Origin of the sequence: Wolbachia endosymbiont (group A) of Rhinocyllus conicus (assembly GCF_947250775.1) — a bacterium.
Taxonomy (GTDB): Bacteria; Pseudomonadota; Alphaproteobacteria; order Rickettsiales; family Anaplasmataceae; genus Wolbachia.
The window spans coordinates 1,081,164-1,101,513 of record NZ_OX366349.1; the positions used below are offsets into that span (position 1 = coordinate 1,081,164).

A 20,350-nucleotide genomic window follows, 5' to 3' on the forward strand; every position below is an offset into this window, starting at 1 on the left:
AGGAATTTTTTCTAACCAAAAGTAATATTTCGATAAAAGCGTTTTAACAGGCTCAATATAAGGTCTATTATTTGCTTTTAAATTCTATTTTTATCATAAGCTTGCCTTAATTATTCCACAAGTAAATTAATATTAATTTAGCAAGATATATTACCAAGATCTCAAGTAAAATAAACATTTCCAACACTCAAAACCAAGGGCGGTGAGAGCTTTTTGTTTTGGGATGGCATGGTCTGGGCACTGGGATGACAAAAAAAGGGGCTACTTGGATGACACCCTGACAATCGTCATCCCGCTGCTTGTTAGCGGGATCTATGTGAGATACCGCGGCGGTATGACGGTTAATTATTCCGCGCGGGATGACAAGAAAGGAGCAGCAGGATGACACCTCACCATGTCATTCCAGCGCGTGGCACACATCTGTACGAACATTGTTATAATAAGAGTTCATGAAAGATGTCATCTGGAATCTTGTTCCAATGTTAAACAACACAAAGTTGAAAAAGTAGAGCAAGAATTACTTACAATTCAATAATTCTCCAAAATCAATTATGTTTGAAAAGTAATCACTATCTATAACGTCATCACTCACACCGTTAACGTGAATAAGGACTGGACGACATGAAAAGCCTTTTGGACGCTTTAGTGTATCTATTTTCTTTTGTACTTCTTGTATTATTGAATGACCGATTTTATTTTTTGAGAATTTGATTTCGCAAATGTAGAGTGTGTTAAACCTTGTTTGAATCATGTAATCAATTTGACAACCAGCACCTGTCTTCCTCTGAAAAAATGGATTTTCGCTTACTATTCCATCAATTCTCAAGATATTATGTATGCTCTTTCTATTGTTAAGCACCAAATTTTCAAACTGAAGTCCAATAATTGTATGCCACTCTGGTAGAGATGTAAGTAACCCTATAGAGTAGGTGTCGCGATTAATTTTTCCTAGATTTTTTTCAATATATTTTAGATAAAACCTTAAATAATTATCTTGAAGTCTGTACTTCCTGAGTCGTGAATCAGTACCCGTTTTTATATCCCAAGTGTGATCCTTTGCAATAAAACCGGCAAGCTCGAGCTCATATAGATACTCAGAAATGCGTCCGTGTCTTGCAATGTTTAAAGCAGTACAAATTTCTTCCTGTTCTTTAGCTCCAGTAGAAAGAGCTCTCACTACTTGCTTATAAAAAGCTGTTTTTCGCATGAATAGATCTGAAAATATTTGGTCAAACTCCTCAACTAAAAACCCACCTTTTGTAAAACAAAGCTTTTTAATATTTTCTTCAGTACCATGTTTAAAATTTACCTCTTCTAAATATTTTGGAATTCCACCGGTTACTGCAAGCACCTTAAACTTTTCGTATGCTGAAATATTTTTTGGCCAAAATTCATTGCAATCAGAAAGTGATAACTCCCCGAGTGTTAAAGTCAACGATATTCTTCCTACAAAACCAGTACTACTAAGTATATTTTTTTCAATCCAGGATGAAGCTGATCCACAGACAACAAAAATTAGCTTGTTATTATTTTTTAGCTGTGTATCCCAAAAATTCTTTATTTTGCCTAAAAAAGTTGGATCTTTTGAGCCCATCCAAGAAATTTCATCAAGGAGCAATAATATTTTGCCAGATAGTAAACGTTCACCAACTGCCCATAGTAAGTCACTCCAGTCGTCATATCTAGCAAAAGATGTATTAAATTGTCTAGCAACTTGTCTAGAAAATTCATTAAGTTGGTGGGATGTTGTAGTATGCTTTTCTGGCGGCAAACCTATAAATGAGTAATATTGCTCGAAATGCTTACCAAACTCTTGAATTAAACGACTTTTTCCTATACGACGCCTTCCTTTGACTACTACAAAAGATGCAGTGTTTTTTTCCGTAAGCTCCAGCAGTTGCTTCAACTCGGTTTGCCTACCAATAAATGATGGAGACATAAAATACAAAATATAAATCTTTGTCTCCATTATACACAATGAAATTGGAGACGTAAATAAGTAAATTTTGATCTTTGTCTCTATAGTGCTATAGCTAAACTGACTTACGACAATTTGAAAAACGACAAATTCGTCATTCCGCTACGTGTTAGCGGAATCTATGCTGGGATACCGCGAATGAATCGCGGTATGACGGTTCGCGGCGGTATGACGGTTCGCGGTGGTATAGTAACTCGTCATTCCGCTACGTGTTAGCGCCGCGGCGGTATAGCTATAAATTGTTGATATCTTTTTTATATTACATTTTTAACTTACAATAGTTAGCCAGCGTTTCTTACATTAACCAAATCTTTCGAATTCTGCACTCACCACTACCTATAACTCACTTTCACGCAATATTGATCGTTCTTAAAAAGCAATCTAACATTTTTTATTCCTTGATTGCGAAGCTTTGATGCAGCTGATTTAGCAGCCTGAGCACTTTTAAAAAATGCAACATATCCCTTACTTTCTGCACTGTCTTGTTTTGGGTGACGTTTCTGCATTTCTTTTTCATATTGCTTTCTGTAATGAGGAGTATTTTGTATCAATTGTTCTGACATCTTTCTTAGGTATTGGACTTTTACCTTTGCAAGCCCTACTTTATGAAATCCTAAGACTTGAGCTGCTTTTTCTGATAAGTCTATTATTCTGCCTTCAATAAAAGGCCCTCTATCGTTAATCCTTACAACAAGCTTTCTTCCATTTTCTAAATTAGTGACAAGAGCAAAGCAGGGTAGGGGCAAAGTCTTATGCGCTGCAGAGATCAAGTGACGGTTAAACACTTCACCATTTGCTGTAAGCGTGCCATGATCTTCTATTCCATACCACGACGCTATCCCTATCTCTTCATAGTGTTTACAGTTTTTTGGATAATAAGTTATACCATTTATTGTGTAGCTGCAGCCAATTTTATAATGACCTGCAGTGCAATTAAACCTGTTGCTAAAACTGCAACTACTCATCAAAACAAATATTAGACATAGGAAGGCTAGGTTTTTTATCATTGTATTCGGTAAGAGGGTTCGATACTATGAGGATTTTAAATTATACTATAATAAATTTAGTAATGAGTAAACATCTACTGCTAAATATTAACAAAACTCAAAAAAGAATAATACATATAATTGGTATAGGTGGAATCGGAATGAGTGCCATTGCTGAAATTCTTCACAATTCCAATTACAAAGTTCAAGGCAGTGATGCACAATCAAACAACAATGTAGATAGATTACAAAGGCTGGGCATAGAGGTTTTTATTGGTCACAATGCTAATAATATAAGCCAAGCTCAAATAGTTGTACATTCTTCTGCGATAGAATCTGATAATGTGGAGTTAGTAACAGCGAGAAATAACAATAAAACCATTTTGCATAGATCAGACATACTTGCTGAAATTATGAAAGATAAATATGTGATAGCAGTTTCGGGTTCAAGTGGAAAGACGACAACAATGGCTATGATTGCTTCTATTTTTGATCATTCTAATATTGATGCAACTGTAATTGTAGGAGGAATACTAAATTCGTATCAGAGTAATTCAAAACTTGGAAAGAGTGACATTTTTTTAATCGAAGCTGATGAGTCTGATGGAACCATGCTAAAAATTCCTGCAAATATTGCTGTCATAACGAGTATTAACGACGATCATATGGATCATTATGGTACATTCGACGATATTAAAAATGCGTTTTCTCAGTTTATAAGCAAAGCAGGTTTTGCAGTTTTGCCTGATTCTGTAGGCATTAATTATGATGCAAGTAACTCTATGATGTTTGGGTTTGAAAGTGGTAACATTAGAGCCAGCAACATCGAACAACATAATAACAGCATGGAATTTGATGTGTTGAACAACTGGATTCCAGCATCAGCTACTTGCATGACAAAAAAGCAGGTGTCATCCCATCACCTTCTGTCATCCCATCACCTTCTGTCATCCCATCACCTTCTGTCATCCCAGTGCGTGACACTGGGATCCAGAAACATAAAAAATGTAATACTAGCAAACGCAATAGGGATGCATAAGGTCAGCAACGCCTTGGCTGCAATATCAGTTGCGATAAAGCTCGGGATTAGCAATGCAGAGATTAAAAAAGGCCTTTTGGAATTTCAAGGAGTAGCAAGAAGATTCTCTTTGATTGCCAATATTAAAGGTGTTAAGTTAATTGAGGATTATGCCCATCATCCAAATGAAATATATGCAACTTTAACGGCTGCACGTTCGATTACTAAAGGAAAAGTAATAGGAATTATCGAACCACTTCGTTTTGCTCGCGTTCGTAATTTTTTTGGTGAATTCATAAGGATCTTTATGATGTTTGACTATGTAATCCTTACTCCTATTCATCCCCCAGAAGACAAGCCTATTCCTGGTTGTGGGATTGATGATATACAAAAAGCTTTAATCAGTAATGGGTTTAATGATGTAAAAATTATGAATGATGCTCTACTCATTTCACATTTTATTAGTGATTTGACAAGTCCAGGTGATATAGTATTATTTATTGGTGCTGGTAGTAATATAGCTAAATTGGCAAAGGAAACTGCAGCACTTGTTGCGGAAGTTAAGGTTTAATGCGATGAATAAGATAATCAACAACGTATTTGCAAGAGAAATTTTAGATAGCAGGGGTTACCCCACTGTTGAGGTGGAAATTGAACTCTGTGATGGAGCAATAGGTAGGGCCTCTGTACCTTCTGGAGCTTCAACTGGTAAATTAGAAGCCTTGGAACTCAGAGACCAAGATGAGAAAAGGTATTGTGGTAAAGGAGTGATGAAAGCTGTTCAAGCTGTAAATGGAGTGATAGCAAATGAAATCATTGGCATGGATGCAACAAACCAAAGTGCAATTGATAAAGCATTAATTGAACTAGATGGAACAAAAAATAAATCTAAACTTGGAGCAAATGCAACTTTGGGTGTGTCTCTTGCGGTTGCAAAAGCAGCAGCAAACAGTTTCAAAATACCGTTGTATAGATATTTGGGAGGAGAGCAGATGCCGGTTCCACTCATTAACATAATTAATGGTGGAGTACATGCAGACAATAAGCTCGATTTCCAAGAATTCATGATTCTTCCGGTCGGTGCTGAGACTTTCAGTGAAGCAATCAGAATATCTACGGAGGTGTTCCACAACTTACGTAGCATTCTTAAGAAAAAGGGTTATAGCACAAACGTAGGAGATGAAGGCGGTTTTGCACCAAATATTGAAAGTACTGAAGAAGCACTTGACTTGATCATATACGCTATAGAATCAGCAGGTTATTCAGCGCAAAGTGATTTTGCACTAGGCCTTGATGTTGCTTCATCTACTTTTTATGAAGATGGAATTTACAAATTTGAAAATAAAGAGCTTACTTCAAAAGAATTGACTGAATATTATTGTAATCTTGTGGAAAGATATCCAATAATTTCTATAGAAGATGCAATGAGTGAAGACGATTACGAAGGTTGGAAATTACTTACTGCAAAATTGGGGAGTAAAATTCAATTGGTTGGGGATGATTTATTTGTTACAAATTGTGAACTAATAGGCAAAGGAATAGAAGAAAAAATGGCAAATGCTGTACTGATCAAGCCAAATCAAATAGGGACGTTAACAGAAACTTTTGCTGCTATTGAAATGGCAAAATCAAACAACTACAAAGCTGTTATTTCTCACCGCTCAGGTGAAACAGAAGACACAACAATATCTCATATAGCAGTTGCATCAAATTGCGGGCAAATAAAAACCGGGTCGCTGTCGCGTTCTGATAGGCTCGCAAAGTATAACGAGCTAATCAGAATAGAAAGCGCATTAGGAAAGGATGCTAAATATTATCGTGGGTTAGCATGGGTTTTATAGACGAAGTAAAATTGTACTTAAAAGCCGGTGATGGTGGTGACGGTTGTGCAAGTTTTCGTCGAGAAAAGTTCGTTGAATTTGGTGGTCCAAATGGTGGTAATGGAGGAAAGGGTGGAAACATAGTTTTCATCAGCGACGCTAATCTCAACACTTTGCTTCATTTTCGTTATAGAAGACACATTAAAGCAGATAATGGGAAAAATGGTGCAGGCAGGGATAGATCTGGCACAGCAGGGAAAGACGTTATACTTCGAGTTCCAGTCGGTGCACAAATAATTGATGAAGAAAGTGAAGAGATAATAGTAGATCTTGACAAGCCTGGTATGGAATTTCAAGTAGCACAGGGTGGAAAAGGTGGACTTGGAAATACTAATTTTAAATCTTCTACTAATAAGGCACCAAGACATTTTACTTACGGTCAGCCTGGCGAAGAAAAACATGTATTATTAAAACTAAAAGTTTTATCAGATGTTGGAATTATTGGCATGCCAAACGCAGGTAAATCAAAATTTTTGACTCGCTGCTCAAATTCCGATACAAAAGTAGGCGATTATCCATTTACCACCGTAAGACCCCACTTAGGTGTGACAAAAGTGGATGATAGCGAAGTTGTAATAGCAGATATTCCTGGAATAATTACTGATGCTCACCTTGGAGTTGGGCTCGGGCATAAATTTTTAAAGCACATAGAAAGGTGTCAAATTTTACTTCATTTAATCGATGTAACTCATGATGACGTTGTTTCGGCTTATAGTTGTATCCATAATGAATTGGAACTTTACAATAGTGATCTTGTTGAAAAAGAAGAGATTGTAGTATTAAACAAATGCGACTTATTGAGGGAAGCAGAAATTCTGGAAAAGAAGAATCACCTAGCTAATTATCTCAATAAAGAAGTGCTGTGCTTATCAATTAATGGTGATTTACAGCCTATTTTAAGATTATTAAGTGAAAAATTGAAAAAGAGTAATTCTAAGGAAATCGATGTATATGATCCTTTTAAGATGTGAATTTCATTTAGATAATTGATGTTTTTCATTTATTTTATCATATAACTAGAATATATGTGTACGAACGTTTGTTTTTGAAGGTGATTTGCACAGTAAATGGTCAGCGCGTGACGCACTGCCCAGTTCATGTTAGCTATAAATATTTAAGAAATTTACCAAACGAAAAAAAAGGCAAAAGAAGCCCTAGTCATTGTCTATTTTCAGTATTGGCGTTTTTTTATGTTTTAAACGTCTAATAACCGCGACTCAGCTGCTTTTTAATGCAACTAACCTTTAGTCATAAATGTTTAAGAAATTTACTAAGCAGAAAAAAAGGCAAAAGAAACCCCGTGTTAGCTAGTTGTCACTCTCTAATCCTGCAAATTGGCGTTCTATACTGTCTCAAACGCTTTATAAGCGCGTTTCAGCTTATATAGGTAAAAACCTAGAAATGTTGTGAAGACATAAGGTGCACATAGTGCAAAAAATTAAAAATAAGACGCCAACTACGTTGTTTTCTTGCTGTTTAATCTGCACAGATGAAGATAACTGAATACCTTCATTTTCATGATATGTATAACAATGTTACAAAAAATAATATCATAGAATTCAGTAGAATAATTCCTAGAAAACCCCTACATACTAAAAAAAGCAAAATGCTGTTAAAATGAGCTTAAGAATAAATAGCAAACATCTAACATAACAATTCTATTTGTAAATCAGGTGAGGCTTATCCTATAGAAAGCTTTCGAACTACGCAAGCGTATCTTTTGCCTTTAGTATTTCTTTATTGTTTAAGATAACTGTCTGAGCTCCTCTGCCTTAGCATTATATCTCCACTTTCTGCAAGTTATTCCATTAAGTAGTAAAAATATTAGACTTGCCGCAAAACTAAGAAAAAAAGACCAAAGATAGAGCAGATTGAACTTACAGTAAAAATAGAACAAAAAAACTCCAACAATAAATTATACAAACTTCATCAGGTTAACTTTAACTTAAGAAAACATAAATCAAATTTTCTTGCTCAAAGACCTTGCTTTTTCTCCAACCTTACTCAAACGTACTCTAGCTTAATGCATAATTTTACCCATAAACAACCTTATCTTTGGTACTTTTATTAGTTACAAGTCATCTAGAAAACCCAGATGCTCTACGAAGCCCACCAATCAATATCAGATCCTGCTCTTGTCCTACAGCATTTAATATAGCGTATAACAAAACCATCGCATCTCCCCCAGTAATACGCTTGCATCCTCCACAAAATTCGTATTCACTTAACTGTCGATTTGCCTCCACCCTTTTTCGTTCAACTTGTTCTGCGGTGTTAGCATACTTCAACTCTATTCCAATTGGATGAGTATCATCATTTTCCGCAGATTTTGATAATACTAGGTCTATTTTCCTTCCTCTCTGTAGCTGGAACTCAATAATTACCTTGGCAGGATTATCGCAACTTTGAAATATCCCACGCAACAAAGCCTGAAATTTAGCTTCATTGTTCACGAGTAGACGGTTTCCATTTAATAACGGAGACAACAGACGAGAAATCTCATTAAATAAAACTTCATACCTAGCCCTGTACTCACCATTAACATTACCATCATTACCAAAATTAGGCTCAGCACTCATCAACTGATCTGCAAGTTGATGTAAATTCCTAACATTACCCATTTGTTCTGAAAACCTTCCCTCGAAATAACCTTCACTATGAGAACGTGAGTAAGCACGTAGTGATTCGAATTTCTTTGCAGAAGCCACTTCCAGATGACCCTGGACATCTACTTCACAAAGTACTTGACGCACCTTAGCATCATCTGTGGCTTGAGGCAGTAACGACAGGTTCAATGCCTTGTCTGGTAAAGTCTGCCACTTTAAACGACGAAAAATGTGAAGCACAACAAAACCAATATTTGATAAAAATAGAGCTAAAGTTAACGCATGGCTTACAATATCTGCTGCATCTCCCCTACCACCTGTACGTTTCATTTTCTCTCCCTGAGAGTGGTTAAATAGATACTTGGTAACCCTTACCTCCCGCCCATCATTTGTTTCTAAGTCCCTCCTTGTAGATAAAACATTTCCAAAAACAAACGATGACGTACAGGAAAAAGTGTTACAATGAGGCGATTGAGTGAACTCTGATGCTATGGGTTGTAAAAAACGTTTTACATTTCCCCTAACTCCATTTCCATGAGGATGTAGTAAACCCGGTATTAAGGAAAGACCACCTTCTGAAAAGGCCTGCACAGAAGTTCGGAGACCAGCACCTCCACGTAATTGAAAATTTAACGCTACACAAACAGCACTTGGTGATGAGGTATGAATAGGCAAAGACGAAACAGAACAACTTTTAGCATAATCTTTAGCTTGCTCTAATCCTTCCTCATCACCAACCTTCAACTCAATTATAATTGGAACCGAATCATTTGTCTGATCAACACCACGAACAAGCAAAACAACATCTGCATAACCTTTTCCTATAAGTAGCTCTGGGTAGAAATCAGCCACAGCTCGGTATCTAAAATTTACTAAAAACCCACACAGAAAACCGTGGTAATCAGACTCTGCACGAAACACTAAGCTATCTTCATGTTCATCATGGATATCAATAACATATTCCAAAATTCTTTTAACATTAGTACGCACTTCTCCTGTATCATCATTTGCCAACTCACTCATCAGGTCTAACAATTCACCTTGTTCTCTGATTGGGTTAATTTCATGAAAAATTGGAGCTCCAGGTTCATCACGTTGAGGAAATCTATCTATTTCATGAATAAACCTACATTCTTCTCCAAACCGAAATATTTTATACTCTTCCCAATCCAGATCCTCATCTTCCTGTAATTCTTGTGGAAGATTCTCTTCTACCTGCTGCTTCTCTTCTGCACTAAACCTTGACCCAGGGCTGTTCTCATTATCAGCAAAAGTATAACACCTGACTATTCTTCTATTTTCTTTATTAGTGAGAACAGCAACTTTTAGATTTCCATAATTGTCAAAACGAAAATAGACTCTTTCATCTTCAACTAATATACCTGCATCATGTGCAGTAGAAAACATACCAAAAAAGAATGTAGGAAAAAAGCCAGGCTTATTAGCCGAATGCAAAAAAGATGGACAGTTGTTTAAAAAACCTACAAATTGTCTACTAAACTCATCACAACCTCCACTTAATAAAGCCCTAACTAATTCACGATCTTCATTATTACCATGCATAAATACTCCTATTTGTTAACAACTGCAGCAGGCGAAATACTAACATTAGTACCCACTAACGTAGATTGAGGACCTTCAGTGCTAGCAGAGAATAAATTCAAATTTCTCGCTGACTTACACAACTCTTCTATTAAATTGCAGGAGCTAGTTGCATCTATCATCTTAGAATTCCTTGTTTTATCTAAACTATTTGCTATCCTCTCTTTTAATGATTTAAAGCTTTTGTCTGAACAACAATCTTTAGCAAACTTTAAAATACTCAAGACCAAATCAACTTTTTCACCATCGCCAGCACTTTGAGTATCCTTGCTGTTCTCCTGATCTACAATCAAATTTGAAATTGCATTTTCCATTGCAACAAAAGCAATCCTATCTTTAAAAGGATCGACAACATTTATTTTATTTTGGTTAAATACACTAGATTCCCAAAGACTGCTAATAGCTGACCTTGCTTCATTCCTGTTATCCAAGTCATAATCTTTAGAAACTACAACAAATGAAAGCGATGAGAGAAGATGTGCATATCCTCTAGGTGAAAGCATTTTCTCTACTTCAGATCTTGAACATCCCTCGCTCAAGTACTGGATAACATACTTAGTTGTGCAAAGAAAACCGTGCTCTACTAAGTAACTAAGAGGACGATAGATCACACCCCTATCTTTCTTATTCGGTAGCCCAAGTAGTGACTTATGATCTACTTTTGCGCTTATGACTTTACCTAGAAGGGAATTTAAGGTAGAAGCAAGTTTATAGCTAGATTGCAATGGAGATAATTTTGCAATAGCAGAAACTAGCAATTTTTCTCTCTCTTCTTTCACTAATTTTTCTTCAGAACACAGACGATTATAGAAGTGTTCCACTCCCTTACTCCACTTGAAATCTACAGCCTTATTAAATCCATCTTCTGCTTCTATATTTTCTCTAAGGTTACCTGATTCTTGATCAATCCAGAAATTGAAAACAGGATCACGTCTTCCCATGGAACTTAACAATTCAACTCTTGCAAGCTTATCACTGCAAGCTAAATTCCTATCTTCCTCACATGCACCTTTATGAGATAAGTCAGATCTAAAAGACTCTAACGCCTTGTCAAATAATTGCTTAATTTCACTCTCTACACACTCAATACATGCTATTTTATATATAGCAAATGGATTCAACACACCTGATTTAGCTAATTCTCCTACCAATTTAGCAACATCTAGTGTCGCACCTGACCAACAAGATTCATCACGAAACGCATTACATAAGAGGTCCGATTGCTCAACGGTTAGACCCTCTACTGTTACAGGGTGAGCCTTGACCCATTCCTCAATAGCTGAAGTTCTATCACCTTTAACAACATCCTTCAGCTTACTTATTACTTTGCTAGAGATAATCTCTTTATTTTTTTTAGGATCAGAACTGAGACGAGATCTTTTGCTTGGGCCTGCATTACCCTTCAAATCTTCCGTTCCACGTTTAGTTTTACTTTTTGGCATCTAATTACCTCAAAATCAAATATTCAATGAAGGTATTATACAAGCATTAGAATAATATATAAATCGAAAAATTAGTGTGCACCTAAATTTAAGCAGTAATTATAGACCTGCTGCAAAAGAGGAGATATTAAAGAGAGATGTAGCAAGAGGGAATGAGCTTAAATTATCAAATTAACGTTATTCTACTTTACCTCACTAGCATTTTCCTTACCTTGAGCCTTACTATTACTCACAAATATAAACGTTCGTTACATAGCTCTTAATATGTCTAAAGAGACGAAATTTCCCGAATTATTTATAATGAACCCTTACGATCACATTCTGGGGACGTACATCAGAAAACTTTTATATTATTAGTTTTGTAGTAAAATTATATGAGTACATCGTATCTATTAAATCAGAAGCTTTATGGATTACAGATTGAGAGCTTATTTGTTTGGGGTTATCTGGTTTATACTTAGCTTACTTAGTAGTGTAGCTAATGATACTATATCAAAATATCTAAGTTTACATCTTCAGAGTTTTGAAATAACTTTTTTCCGCTTTCTGTTTACCACTATTACCCTTGTACCTTTTATGTTTTACTATGGAATAGAAGCTTTTAAAACAAGTCAAATATCTATTCAAATAACTAGAGGTGCACTTTTGTTTTGTGGAATGGTCTTATGGACCTATGGATTGACTACTTTCCCCATAGTAACTGCAACGATTATAAGTTTTTCTATACCATTATTTGTTATACTTCTTGCAATCCCTTTACTAAAGGAAAATATAATTTGGCAAAGATGGATAGTAACTATTATTGGTTTTGTTGGTATTGCTATTGCTACCAAAGCTCATAGTGAAGATTTTAATCCTAAAATTCTTATTTTTATTGTATCTGCATTGATCTTTGCTATATTAGATATACTTAATAAGAAACTTGTAATAAAAGAGTCAGTAATAAGTATGGAGTCAGTAATAAGTATGTTATTTTATTCAACTCTAACGACAACTATTTTTTCTACTCCACCTTTGTTATTTTATTGGCATATGCCTTCCTTGTCAGAATTAATATTACTGCTGATTTTAGGAATAAGTTCAAACCTAATTCTGTTCTTCATGTTAAAAGCTTTTGCTCTTACTGATGCTACTGCACTTGCACCTTATAGATACATAGAGCTAATAATTTCTGCAATAGTAGCATACGTTATATTTAATGAATTACCTGATAAAAGTGCTTTATATGGTACTTTGATATTAATACCATCAACCTTATTTATAGCTTATTCGGAAGGTAAGGCAATTAAGAAAAATAATGTAACAACAAAAGTTTATAATTGTTAATGGTATTTATTTTAGATGCTAAGCTATATTTTTAAGGTGATAATAAAATGCACATAACTATTATAGGAGTAGGGTATGTAGGCTTAGTATCTGGTACAATGTTATCGGAGCAGGGCCATAAAGTTGATTGCATTGACATAAATACTGAGAAGATTGAACTTTTGAAATCAGGGAAAATTCCCTTATATGAACCTGGATTAGCAGATTATTTAGAGAATAATATAAAGTCACAAAGGATAAGATTTTTTGATTCGTATTTTCAAATAAATCCCAATACAGAAGTAGTATTTGTAACTGTAGATACTCCATCAGACTCCCTAGGAAATGCAAATTTACAGAATGTATATAATGCAGTAAGTGAAGTTTCTGAGAGAGTTAATCAAGATTGCTTAATAGTGATAAAGTCAACTGTTCCTCCTGGTACTGCAGAAAATATACATAATTATTTATCTAATAAGGGCTATAACTTTGATTTAGGAGTTAATCCAGAGTTTCTCAAGCAAGGCTCTGCAGTATCAGATTTTTTATACCCAGATAGGATAATAATAGGAGTAAAAACTAAGCTAGCTAGGGCAAAACTAGAAGTTATATATAGATCATTTATAGATAAGAATATTCCGTTAATAGTCACTGATACAGTTACTGCTGAAATGATTAAATATGCTTCTAATGCCTTTCTAGCAACAAAGGTTGCTTTTATCAATGAGATGGCAGGTTTATGTGAGCTATTAGGAGCAGACATTGACCTTTTAGCTAACAGTATGGGAATGGACCATAGAATAGGTAAGGAATTTCTCAAAGCTGGTCCAGGATTTGGAGGATCATGTTTTCCTAAGGATTTGTCAGCTTTATTAAGGCTTGCTGAAGACTACAATGTTAAGCTACAAATTTTAAATTCAGTTAAAGAATCTAACTATAATCATATAACAAACATTGCTAAAAAGGTAGAATATGTATTAAATGGAGTCCAAAATAAAAAAATAGCAATATGGGGGCTAACTTTTAAGTCTGGTACTGATGATGTAAGAAATAGCCCAGCTATAGATATTGCAAAATTGTTAGTGAATAACAAGGCTAAAATTACTGCATATGATCCAATGGGGATGGATAATGCTAGGCAAGTTCTAAAGGATATAGAGTACGCAGACAATGCTATAGGGGCTGCAAGAGACGCGGAAGCCTTATTATTATTAACGGAGTGGAAAGAATTTAAAAATCAAGATTTTGCAAGTTTAAAGAGTATTATGGCTGCACCTAATGTTTTTGATTTCCGTAATTTATTAGATAGCGAGCTATTACTAAGATATGGTTACCATGTTTATTCCTTGGGTAAAAAATCTATCTACAAAGTTTAACTGTTGAGAAATTTTTTTTACACCGCTTTACTTAGTTTTTTTAGATCTTTGCTTGATAGTATGGAAAAGCAAACGAGTGCAACAACAGAGCAAATAGAAAAAAATGAAAACATAATACTGTTACCACAGTGCTTAACAAGTACTCCTAAGAGCACGCATGAAAATATTGAACTTGCAATATACCCAAATAATCCTGTTAAGCTTACAATTGCACATACATTATTTTGTGGAGCAATTTCTACAGCTATAACACCTGTCAGTACTTGCACTCCAAATATAAAGAATCCTGATAAGATTGCACAAAGGTTCATAAGAATTATGTTTTGACCAAAGTTCATTGCAATAAAAGTGAGTGCTATACCCAACATATAAAGTGATGCCAGCAAGCTTCTATTTTGAAAGAAGTACATATCACTAATTCTTCCTGTTATTAAAGTTCCAAGGATTCCACCTAAATCATATACGCCTGTTATTAGTGAGGATTGTACAAGAGAAATTTGTAATTTATTCTTTAAAATTAGAGGAAACCAAAAGAAGATTCCCATTTTTATAATATAAGCACAAAAAGTAGCACAACATAGAAACCATATGGAACTTGTTACCTTGATACCTATTTGAGATTTCTGCACCTTATAATAGGTAGTAAAGTTGGCACTTTCTTTGTAATATGCCTTTAATATTATATAAATTCCAAAAAGTAAGCATAAGAAACCAGAGTACAAAAATGCACTTTTTGCATCATATATTTTAATTATACTTGGTAATACAATTAAAGTAATACAAGAACCAAGTTGCTGAGATGCGCTCATAACTCCCCATGATGATGCAATTGAAGAGATGCTGGAGTTTGTAACCATAAACTTGGTAATAGCTGGCCAACCTAACCCTTGTGTCCAAGCTAATAATATTAATGTTAACAGTAATAAAGTTAGATTATTATATGATAAAGTTATACCAATGGTTAATAATCCAGTTGCAATATTGCATAGCCCAAACATAAATAATGGATTATTTTTGGAGTCCATGATTATTCCATTAACAAATTTTGATACTCCATAAAAAAAAGAAAAGCAGGCAAAAAAATAGCTTAATTTTACATGGTCAGTATCTATTAACAGTGGTAGAGCAATTGGTATACTTTGTCTTGATAAATAAAGCAGCATATATCCACAGAAGAATAGTAAATATTGAAAGGAGACAAAGTTCACACCTATTCCCAAATAGCTCTATGCAGATGCTAGCATAATACTATATTGGTATAATATTGTTTGACAAGAAGTTTGCAAACAATTAGTGCAGAAAATTACTTAGTATCTTTCTTATAGCAGATACAGTAGTATTAATATCTTCATAGCTTATATCTCTATGTGTTATAGCTCTGATTTTACCTTTGATGTTAGCCATTCTAATTCCATAATTTGTCATTAGTACGTTTATTAATTCTTGAGTAGATATACAATTAGTACGTAATGAAAAATACGCTATATTAGTTTTATACAGGTCGATATCAATTATAACTTGATCTATGGAGTCTAGGCCTTCTATAAGGTGCTGCATTTTTTTATGATCTTCTTCTAAAGAATTTACATTATTACGTAGAGCATATAAACATGCAGCTGAAATAATGCCAGCTTGGTGCATACCTCCGCCAATTTGAAACTTATAGTACCAAGCTTTTTCAATAAAATCTTCACTTCCAAGCAATATTGCGCCCATTGGAGCACCTAATCCTTTACTAAAATCAATGAATACCGAATCAAAATAACTTGCATACTCCTTTGGAGATATTTTAGTATGAGCACAAGCGTTGAACAGTCTTGCTCCATCTAAATGAGTGAATACGTCATTCTCTTTGCAGAGACTTGAGATCTCTTGAATATATTCTAAAGGCCACACAGCTCCACCACCAAAATTTGTCGTTTGTTCGATAGAAACAAGCCCAACTCTCGGAATATTTCTTAAACTAGGACGAGTAATAAACTCAACAATTTGTTCTCCAGTAAATATTCCTCTCGTACCTTTGATGGGCAAAGGAGTGGCATGTGCCTGGGCTGCGATCAAGCCAGATTGTACTATGAGCGGATGTGAAGTTTCATCAAGCAGCAAGTAATCACCAGGTCTTTGAATGTGTACTTTATAAGCAATTACATTGGACATCGTTCCTGAAATCAAAAAGATTCCTGCAGGTTTACCTAATATTTTACATGCGGTTGCCACTAATTCGTTCACAGTTGGATCTTCACATGCAGCTTCGTTTCCAACTTTTGCTTTAGCCATCGCTTCCCTCATTTTAGCTGAAGGGTCAGTGTTTGAATCGCTAAAGAAATCTATTTTTACTCTCATATTAAATTTAACACAACCTCCTTTATAATTTCAGCAGCTTTCATGATGTCTGTTTCCTTTGTGCCAAGATGGGTAACTGCTCTTATATGAGACTCGAGCCAAGGAAAAAGCAATAAACCATAAGCTTGGCACTTACTCAAGAAAACCTCATTAGTTACATTTAGTGCTTTTATACTAAAGCTTACTATATTAGTTTCTGGATAAGGTAGTACCAGTTTTATGTGTGGAATTTCCTTAATCTTGTCTGCAAACAGTTTGGCGAGTTTATTGTCTTCTTTAAGCCTAGAGATATTGTTCTGTAGTACATACTTTGCTGCATTAGCACAATACCCTATCTGATGATAACCACTACCTAGCCAAACCTGTAGCTTTTTAGCCCTTTCAATTATCTCTCTTTTACCCATAAGCATTGAACCAAAAGGAGCTCCAAGTCCTTTGGTAAAAGAAAAGCTCATTGTATCCACATATTTAGCATAATCTGCTAAAGCAATATTTGTTTCGACATGAGCATTAAATATTCTTGCACCGTCTAAATGAAGATTTACATTGTGAGCTTTTAAAAAGTGATATAACTCGACTTGTTTTTCAAAAGGATAAATTTTACCATTAAACCCATTTATACTATTTTCTATAGAAACAAGACTCACCTGAGCAAAAATTTTATACCTCGGCTTAGAATTAATAGCATATTCTACTTCATCAACATCTAAGATTCCGCTATTATTTCTAATACAATTAAATACGATATTATTTACTTTTGCATTGCCTGCGCTATCGAAAAAATTAACGTGATAATTATAATGAGTTATTAGTTCATCACCAGGACTTGTTTGACTGGCAATGGCTAATCTATTTGCAAGCATACCGCTGGTTGCAAATAATGCTTCTTCTACTTTGAATAATTGTTTGCAATATTCTGATAAGTCATTACAGCTTTTGTCTTCACCATAAGCAAAATCTCCAACAGTTGCATTACTTATTGCATGTATAACGTTGGAGCTCTGCAGAGTTGTAGTGTCACTTCTCAGATCAATAATTTTTTCCATCTTATTTTTTGCCATTCAAACAACCAATTTGAGCATTCCAAAGTTCCTTGTAAAGACCTTGCTTAGAAACTAATTCAGCGTGTTTACCATCTTGGACAATTTTTCCTTTGTTAAATACTAGAATTCGGTCCATGTGTAAAAGTGTAGAAATACGGTGTGCTATAGTAATCGTAGTTTTATTTTTCATCAATTTGAATAAACTCATTTGAATTGTTTTTTCTGTTATAGAATCTAACTGACTAGTTGGTTCATCGAGAAATAATATTGGAGCGTTTTTTAAAAATGCCCTGGCTATTATTATTCTTTGTCTTTCTCCTCCAGATAGCTTGATGCCTTTTTCTCCGACTGTAGTTCCATATTGATCTGGTAGAGTCATAATGAAATCGTGAATACCAGCCAGCTTTGCAGCTCTCATTATTTCTTCGATAGTAGATTGAAGTCTACCATATATGATGTTTGCTAAAATAGTATCATGAAATAACAATGGGTCTTGAGGTATTACAGATATTTGTTGCCTCAAAGAACTCTGTGTAACTTCTGATACTATTTGATTATCAATCTGTATATTACCTTTTTTAACATCAAATAGCCTTAGGATTAAGTTTATAAAAGTAGATTTACCACCTCCAGAACAACCAACTAGACCTACTTTTTCGCAAGGATTAATGGTAACTGAGAAATCTTGAAATAATGACTCCTGACCTTCATAAGAAAAAGAAACATTATTAAACGTTATTTTTCCACTTAATAAATTTAATTCTTTAGCATTTTTCTTATCTTGAATTTCTGGTACGGTAGTTAAGATTGGCAATGCATCTGAAACTTTGCCGAAATGAGTAGAAAATTGCGTAAGATTCCTAGTTAGATGGTTAAGAAACTCTATAATCGATATATTAATTCCAAGTACAAGAGCTATATCTCCTATTGCGATCTTGTTCAATTGATAGTCATAAATTAAAAAGTACAAGTTTACTGCTTGGAGTATATCAAATGAATAGCCATATATAAACCAAAGACAAAAGTATGCCCATTGTAATTTTCTCTCTGCAATAGTTCTTTTCTTGCATATTTGAAAAAATTTGTGTCTCTCATGTGCTTGCTGAGAAAATAGCCTTACTGATATAACATTTAAAATACTATCTGCTATACTAGCTATTACTTGTGAATTTTGTTTAGAGTAATTATCAGCTAGTTCAGTAAGTACACGAAAGCTGAAAATCGATACTAAAATAAAAATGCTTACCCAAGTGAATGTAGCGATTGCAAATTTTATGTTTACTAATGATAAGGTATAAATAGCTAAGACTAATGCTATGCTGTAACCGAAAAAACAATCTATAAGCAATCTTATTAACTCTATCACACTATCCATTAAGCTACTGACCTTATGTACTAAGCTTCCAGATAAATTGTTCTGATAATAGGAATGGTCTTGTTGGAGTAGTCTACAAAAAGATATATCAGCTATCTTTTGACGCATTAAGGTAAACATTCGAATGTCAACAAAATAGCCATAGAATCTAAAAGCAGTAGTGATAAGTAATGCCATACCAAGATAAGCGCTTACAGGTAATAAAAGATTCTCAATTACATTACCTTCCTGATATTTTACAGCTGTATCTAGAATATTTTTTACTAAATACTTTCTAAAAGACAAATCAACAGCTACCACCAGGGCAACTAAAGACATTATAAGTACATTAAGTTTGAATTTAGATACTATATTCAAGATGAACATCAATACACATTTGAAGCTATCAACTCTACTTCTGTTCATTTATAATGCTAGCTCCACTACGTTGACTTTTTTATTGAGAAATACAAGTAGTGAAAACCATAAATTTTTGTATATTTTTCCTGAGATGTCTCCAGCATCATGTAGTGCTGATGCTCGATTCAGAATAAGTAGCTTATATAAATCTCGCTTAGCCTCAGTAGTGTCGATCTCAGAAATATTTGTAGTTGTGTCTGTAATAAAGGCTAACCAGCTCTTGATAAGTTCTTCCATGTTTTTTGCTTTTACACTTTCCTGGTAGCCAAACAATGACAAGCATTCTCTCAGTACAGATTCTGTTAACTCACCACAATTGAGTATACCAAAAACTGAAGGCTGAGGTTTTGGCACATAGGGAAGATCTTGATCTTTTACAATCCACCTTGTTACATAAGCAAATCTATCTTTAGCATCTGTATTCTTATCACTACCATGCCATAACCGTGAATCAAAAACTATCCCATCTCCTGCTGAAATAGGTAGTGACTTAATTTTGTAATTTTCCCGATTGTTTGAGTACTGATCAAAAAAATATGGGTACCAAAAATCAACTAAAGGCTGTATTTCCCATTTATGACTGTTTTCTATAATTTGCAGTGCACCTGAAGTTTCACTTACATTATTCAAAGCTAACCAAACAGAAAAGTGGTAAGGATCATTGAAACTATAGGAGATGTCTTGGTGGAAGGGAACTGCATCTATTAAATCAGCAGTTTTACATATAACATTTGATTTTTTCTGCAGTATCTGACACTGAAGTGACTTTTCAAGGTAATTTTTAATAATTTCATCTAATGCTTGAGAGATAATTCTAGTTACTTGAGATGACGTGCCCCATCTGCCGGTACAGTTTAAGTAGTCAGAAGTTGAAACACTTAGTTCTTGGGATAGCTCTGATATCTTATTTGTTATATCACTTAAAGACTGAGTTATTAGCTTTAAAGGAACCAGATTTTTGATAATAAAAAAACCATTTTTTTGTAGTATTTCCATA

Annotated in this window: 15 protein-coding genes; 6 read left to right on the forward strand and 9 right to left on the reverse strand. The window is 34.5% G+C overall.

Annotated features, from left to right (window positions below; all coding sequences use genetic code 11):
* Window positions 1–517: 517 nt before the first annotated feature.
* Window positions 518–1,939, reverse strand: a complete 1,422-nt coding sequence (locus OOK92_RS05385) for an AAA family ATPase (RefSeq protein ID WP_264735471.1) — start codon at window positions 1,937–1,939, stop codon at window positions 518–520.
* A 114-nt stretch (window positions 1,940–2,053) separates the two neighbouring features.
* Between OOK92_RS05385 and OOK92_RS05390 the strand changes: the two genes are divergently transcribed.
* Complete coding sequence (locus OOK92_RS05390) at window positions 2,054–2,194, forward strand: hypothetical protein (protein ID WP_264735472.1); 141 nt, start codon at window positions 2,054–2,056, stop codon at window positions 2,192–2,194.
* A gap of 116 nt (window positions 2,195–2,310) precedes the next feature.
* Here OOK92_RS05390 and OOK92_RS05395 read toward each other — a convergent pair whose 3' ends face one another.
* Window positions 2,311–2,985 (reverse strand): septal ring lytic transglycosylase RlpA family protein, encoded by a 675-nt coding sequence (locus tag OOK92_RS05395; RefSeq protein WP_319803909.1) that lies wholly within the window; start codon window positions 2,983–2,985, stop codon window positions 2,311–2,313.
* Window positions 2,986–3,011: 26 nt separating this feature from the next.
* Between OOK92_RS05395 and murC the strand changes: the two genes are divergently transcribed.
* The 3 genes from murC to cgtA are packed head-to-tail and all read left to right on the forward strand — an operon-like array spanning window position 3,012 to window position 6,833.
* Window positions 3,012–4,553 carry a UDP-N-acetylmuramate--L-alanine ligase gene (gene murC / locus OOK92_RS05400; RefSeq protein ID WP_264735473.1) on the forward strand — a complete coding sequence of 514 codons (1,542 nt, stop codon included), beginning with the start codon at window positions 3,012–3,014 and terminating at the stop codon, window positions 4,551–4,553.
* Window positions 4,554–4,557: 4 nt separating this feature from the next.
* On the forward strand, window positions 4,558–5,823 hold the full coding sequence (eno, locus tag OOK92_RS05405) for a phosphopyruvate hydratase (RefSeq protein ID WP_264735474.1): 1,266 nt from the start codon (window positions 4,558–4,560) through the stop codon (window positions 5,821–5,823).
* Window positions 5,811–6,833, forward strand: coding sequence for an Obg family GTPase CgtA (cgtA, locus tag OOK92_RS05410; protein ID WP_264688220.1), 1,023 nt, complete (start codon window positions 5,811–5,813; stop codon window positions 6,831–6,833). Before eno ends, cgtA begins: the two co-directional genes overlap by 13 nt.
* Window positions 6,834–7,940: 1,107 nt before the next feature.
* On the opposite strand, the gene OOK92_RS05415 is transcribed toward cgtA, so the two are convergent.
* Window positions 7,941–10,031 (reverse strand): PD-(D/E)XK nuclease domain-containing protein, encoded by a 2,091-nt coding sequence (locus tag OOK92_RS05415; RefSeq protein ID WP_264735475.1) that lies wholly within the window; start codon window positions 10,029–10,031, stop codon window positions 7,941–7,943.
* A gap of 8 nt (window positions 10,032–10,039) precedes the next feature.
* The gene (locus OOK92_RS05420; protein ID WP_182183394.1) at window positions 10,040–11,512 is read right to left on the reverse strand and encodes a hypothetical protein; all 1,473 of its coding nucleotides are present in this window, start codon (window positions 11,510–11,512) and stop codon (window positions 10,040–10,042) included.
* Between the two features lie 408 nt (window positions 11,513–11,920).
* Here OOK92_RS05420 and OOK92_RS05425 point away from each other — a divergent pair, with 408 nt between their 5' ends.
* Window positions 11,921–12,838: a DMT family transporter gene (locus tag OOK92_RS05425; RefSeq protein WP_264735476.1), complete on the forward strand. Its 918-nt coding sequence runs from the start codon at window positions 11,921–11,923 to the stop codon at window positions 12,836–12,838.
* 47 nt (window positions 12,839–12,885) lie between these two features.
* Window positions 12,886–14,193: a UDP-glucose dehydrogenase family protein gene (locus OOK92_RS05430; RefSeq protein WP_264735477.1), complete on the forward strand. Its 1,308-nt coding sequence runs from the start codon at window positions 12,886–12,888 to the stop codon at window positions 14,191–14,193.
* Between the two features lie 17 nt (window positions 14,194–14,210).
* Here the strand turns inward: OOK92_RS05430 and OOK92_RS05435 are convergent, their stop codons facing one another.
* The 5 genes from OOK92_RS05435 to OOK92_RS05455 all read right to left on the reverse strand — a co-directional run bounded on the left by OOK92_RS05435 (window position 14,211) and on the right by OOK92_RS05455 (window position 20,349).
* Window positions 14,211–15,356, reverse strand: a complete 1,146-nt coding sequence (locus tag OOK92_RS05435) for an MFS transporter (RefSeq protein ID WP_264735478.1) — start codon at window positions 15,354–15,356, stop codon at window positions 14,211–14,213.
* A 127-nt stretch (window positions 15,357–15,483) separates the two neighbouring features.
* On the reverse strand, window positions 15,484–16,536 hold the full coding sequence (locus OOK92_RS05440; protein ID WP_006280070.1) for a threonine aldolase family protein: 1,053 nt from the start codon (window positions 16,534–16,536) through the stop codon (window positions 15,484–15,486).
* Complete coding sequence (locus OOK92_RS05445) at window positions 16,533–17,582, reverse strand: threonine aldolase family protein (protein ID WP_264736392.1); 1,050 nt, start codon at window positions 17,580–17,582, stop codon at window positions 16,533–16,535. Before OOK92_RS05445 ends, OOK92_RS05440 begins: the two co-directional genes overlap by 4 nt.
* A gap of 1 nt (window position 17,583) precedes the next feature.
* Window positions 17,584–19,359 carry an ABC transporter ATP-binding protein gene (locus OOK92_RS05450; RefSeq protein WP_253303154.1) on the reverse strand — a complete coding sequence of 592 codons (1,776 nt, stop codon included), beginning with the start codon at window positions 19,357–19,359 and terminating at the stop codon, window positions 17,584–17,586.
* Window positions 19,360–20,349, reverse strand: a complete 990-nt coding sequence (locus OOK92_RS05455) for a phytanoyl-CoA dioxygenase family protein (protein WP_319803921.1) — start codon at window positions 20,347–20,349, stop codon at window positions 19,360–19,362.
* Between the last annotated feature and the right edge of the window lies 1 nt (window position 20,350).

Bases quoted from the DNA above. Each gene is read 5' to 3' on its own strand.
- OOK92_RS05385 (WP_264735471.1), bottom strand. From the start codon at position 1,939: ATGTCTCCATCATTTATTGGTAGGCAAACCGAGTTGAAGCAACTGCTG.
- OOK92_RS05395 (WP_319803909.1), bottom strand. From the start codon at position 2,985: ATGATAAAAAACCTAGCCTTCCTATGTCTAATATTTGTTTTGATGAGT.
- murC (WP_264735473.1), top strand. From the start codon at position 3,012: ATGAGGATTTTAAATTATACTATAATAAATTTAGTAATGAGTAAACAT.
- eno (WP_264735474.1), top strand. From the start codon at position 4,558: ATGAATAAGATAATCAACAACGTATTTGCAAGAGAAATTTTAGATAGC.
- cgtA (WP_264688220.1), top strand. From the start codon at position 5,811: ATGGGTTTTATAGACGAAGTAAAATTGTACTTAAAAGCCGGTGATGGT.
- OOK92_RS05415 (WP_264735475.1), bottom strand. From the start codon at position 10,031: ATGCATGGTAATAATGAAGATCGTGAATTAGTTAGGGCTTTATTAAGT.
- OOK92_RS05420 (WP_182183394.1), bottom strand. From the start codon at position 11,512: ATGCCAAAAAGTAAAACTAAACGTGGAACGGAAGATTTGAAGGGTAAT.
- OOK92_RS05425 (WP_264735476.1), top strand. From the start codon at position 11,921: ATGGATTACAGATTGAGAGCTTATTTGTTTGGGGTTATCTGGTTTATA.
- OOK92_RS05430 (WP_264735477.1), top strand. From the start codon at position 12,886: ATGCACATAACTATTATAGGAGTAGGGTATGTAGGCTTAGTATCTGGT.
- OOK92_RS05435 (WP_264735478.1), bottom strand. From the start codon at position 15,356: ATGCTGCTTTATTTATCAAGACAAAGTATACCAATTGCTCTACCACTG.
- OOK92_RS05440 (WP_006280070.1), bottom strand. From the start codon at position 16,536: ATGAGAGTAAAAATAGATTTCTTTAGCGATTCAAACACTGACCCTTCA.
- OOK92_RS05445 (WP_264736392.1), bottom strand. From the start codon at position 17,582: ATGGAAAAAATTATTGATCTGAGAAGTGACACTACAACTCTGCAGAGC.
- OOK92_RS05450 (WP_253303154.1), bottom strand. From the start codon at position 19,359: ATGAACAGAAGTAGAGTTGATAGCTTCAAATGTGTATTGATGTTCATC.
- OOK92_RS05455 (WP_319803921.1), bottom strand. From the start codon at position 20,349: ATGGAAATACTACAAAAAAATGGTTTTTTTATTATCAAAAATCTGGTT.